The following is a 3,249-nucleotide window of genomic DNA, read 5'->3' as shown; positions in this document are numbered from 1 at the left end:
GCCTGACTGGTCTTGGATACCTGTTAAGCGGCCAATGCCTTTATTGCCGTTAGCGGTTTCATCATAGATATAGGATATGTTGAGTTCTGGTGCATTAGGATATTGTTGGCTAATTAGCCGGTTGAGGGCGTCATAGCTATATCGTGTTTCAATACCTAGAGCATTTATTTTCTGAATTAAATTGCTTGCGGCATCATAAGCGTAAGAGGTTTTACCTGTATCAGGGCTATTACGCTCAATAACTCGGTGTCGCCTATCATACTTAAAAGTTGTTGTAGCCCCGTTAGGTGCAATAATCTTAACGACATCACCAAACTTGTCGTAGACTTTTTCGCTGGTCTGCTCTAAGGCATCCTTTCGTTTTACTAGACGGTTTAGTACATCAAACTGGCGTGTAGTTTTGTGCTCTCGTGCATTGTTAATGCCTGTGAGGTTGCTATTAGGATCATAGCTAAACTGTGTTGTATGCCCATCAGCATCAATTGATTTTAATAGGCGGCTCATTTCATCAAATACACGCTGATGTTGAGCTACAATCTGACCTGAGCTGGATTTTACTTCCGTTTTAATACGGTTCCCTGCATTGTCATAATCATATTCAATGCGCTCACCTCGGTCATTTTCGATAGCCATTAGATAGCGTGCGTCGCTATATTCCATCTTGAGCTTACTACCATCGGGCTGCTCAATTTGTATGGCTTGACCTACCTTATCGTAGGTTATTTTATGGGTTTGTTTACCTTTAGTTGAATGTATAGTGTATTCAGTGACACGATTGCCTAAGTCGTACTTCAGAGTGGTTTTTACACCATTTTCATCAATGACCGTTTGAGGTAAACGCAAAGGGGTAAAGTCAGTAAAGGTCTTAGTATGACCTAACGCATTAATGAGTTTATGAAGTATAAATTTTTCTTGATATTCATAGCGCGTAATATCTTCTACATCAGTACGAGGACCATCAATCTGACTGATTTTACCTTCATCAGTGTATTGATAGCTGGTGGAGCTTTCCTCCACATTCACCACTTCATCACCGTATGCGGGTGATAAGAGTGCCAACCCAATCAGGCTAGCTAACAAGGTTTTTGTTAGTTGCATAATCTTTTTTTAAATACTTTTCTTACTACTATGCGCAATGCTCGTAATGCCTTACGCTCCCTGGAAAAAATAATTAATTTAAAAAAATTAATTCAATTCTATTTCTTTTCGCTGGATCAAATTGCTGTGATCGTCGTATTTAAATTCCACTCTTTTTCCTTGAGCTTCTTGGGCTGTGGGAACTTCCAACGTATCATGCCACTCAGTCTTAATGGTGTATTCACTGGGGGTTCCAACCGCGATAGTGCGCAGCGTTTCAAGGCCACGGTTGTTGTATTCAAATGCTGTAGTAACACCTTTCCAATCTGTTTTACTTTTCAGTAAACCATTGTCGTAATAGGTATACTCTTGGTTTGCTGCTAAGCAGTTTGCAGTAGCTTGCCCTTCAACACGAACAACTTTTTTTACACCATAAAAATTTTCAAAAAAATAAGTTGTTTTTTTACCTAAAGGATTCGTTACAGTGGTAGCGTTTTCTGAGTAACTAAAGGTTGTTTTATCGATGCCTTCAGCATGTTCGCTGGATATGCCTCGGCCTTGATCATCATAGCGCCAAGTAGCATACCGCTGTCCATTAGCATCAGTTAGCCCTGTTAAATGAAAGGGAAATTTCTCGTTTTCATAATGATATTGACGAATGAAAACATCTCCACGCTTTACTTTAGCTAACCGGTGTTTTTCGTCATATAAATATTCATAGACTGGACCATCGTTTAGTACTGCTTTTACAACACTAACACCATGCTCAACAGTGTATACAAGCTTATTTTTTCTTAGATCCTGAATAAGGATGTCATCACCCTTATAAGAAAGGCTATAACGCTCCCCACTAGCATAAACAATTGATAGTAACCGTCCTTTTTCATCGTATTTTTCAACTGATTGACCTGGGCGGGTTACTATCCATTTCGCGGGCTTATTTTCTTCATTAATTGCTTGTAAGGTGGTTTGCACATCTTCATCAGATGCCCAGCGGCTGTTATCCCCTTTAGTAAAGCGCTCTGTTTTTCCGTCACTTCGTTCTATTAACAACGTATTTTCATCAATAATGATGAGGTTTTGCCTAAAGGAAAATAGCCAATAACCTAAGTTACTGTTGTATGTTCTGATGACAGAAATTTGCCCATTAATATCATTTTCTACCTGATATTTATTCCCATTTGCAGTATTGATAGGGTTACCTGAAGGGCATTGAGCTTGGCCTGACTCTTTTGGTGTTACACGCTGTTGAGAGCAGTCATAGTGACCTTTTTGATAGCCATCTTTACACGTCTGCTTTGAGCTATAAATATTGACTGAACCTGTCCAAACGCCAAGAGTTCCATAATTGCAGCCACCATATCGACCTTGCGCTGAAACAGCTACAGATGTTGCATTATTGGGGATAGGAAAAATACCTGTGGACTGTCCTGGACCAAGAAAACCAGAACTTCCCAACACCGCACTTCCTGCACTGACTGTTGCTTTAATATCACTACAGTGACCAGAGCTAGCAGTAAAGCTAACTTTGTACTCATGTGCACTAGATAAATTAATTGGTACTACAAGACTATTATTACAAACTTGACCTCCACCAGAGCAAGTCACCGCTTGGGCTTGGGGGAAAAGAGAGCAGCATAAAATGGGTAAAACAAGTTTATTCAACTTAAGATGTATTTTCATTAATGACTTCGCTGTACTTCCATTTAACACAAAATAAAAACACACATTTTAATCAGGTATGCATCACAAGTCACTGATGAAATGCTTCACCTTATTGATTTGACTTGGTTTGTTGTGAAAATAGACGACAACTTAGGTCTGTAGTACTTATTTTTTAGGCAAGATAGCGATGAAAGTACTGATATGCTTCTTGAATGTGTATACAAAAATCAAAAAAATAGCCGATAACCCTACGAATCGGCTATTTTTTGTACACCTCAGATACAGCCCAACATTCATGGGCTTTTACCAACCATCCACAAAGCTATCCACTGATGTTGTGGATAGGCGGCTTTGCTCTATCATAAGTCTGTAGACAATTTGATACATGGCTTATGAGAGCACTTTTGATAGTCCTTCCCTGCCCCTCTCAAAATGTATACTTTTTGATAAACGACTGGTCCGTTTTACATTGGTACACATATAGTGGTCCATTATACATAGTATCTT

Annotated in this window: 2 protein-coding genes; both read right to left on the bottom strand. The window is 39.3% G+C overall.

Features of this window, described 5'->3' with window-relative positions:
• A partial coding sequence (locus F607_RS0125885; protein WP_027710327.1) for a hypothetical protein occupies positions 1-1,098 on the bottom strand: 1,098 nt, incomplete at its 3' end.
• 87 nt (positions 1,099-1,185) lie between these two features.
• Positions 1,186-2,760: an RHS repeat protein gene (locus F607_RS0125880; RefSeq protein ID WP_027710326.1), complete on the bottom strand. Its 1,575-nt coding sequence runs from the start codon at positions 2,758-2,760 to the stop codon at positions 1,186-1,188.
• Positions 2,761-3,249 lie beyond the last annotated feature (489 nt).

The sequence above is a fragment of the Zooshikella ganghwensis DSM 15267 genome (genome assembly GCF_000428585.1).
Classification (GTDB): domain Bacteria; phylum Pseudomonadota; class Gammaproteobacteria; order Pseudomonadales; family Zooshikellaceae; genus Zooshikella; species Zooshikella ganghwensis.
Note: the sequence above shows the minus strand (reverse complement) of the source record. Positions and strands in the feature narration are given on the sequence as shown.

What these genes read in the sequence shown, in the direction of transcription:
- F607_RS0125880 (WP_027710326.1), bottom strand. Translation starts at nt 2,760, where the DNA reads ATGAAAATACATCTTAAGTTGAATAAACTTGTTTTACCCATTTTATGC.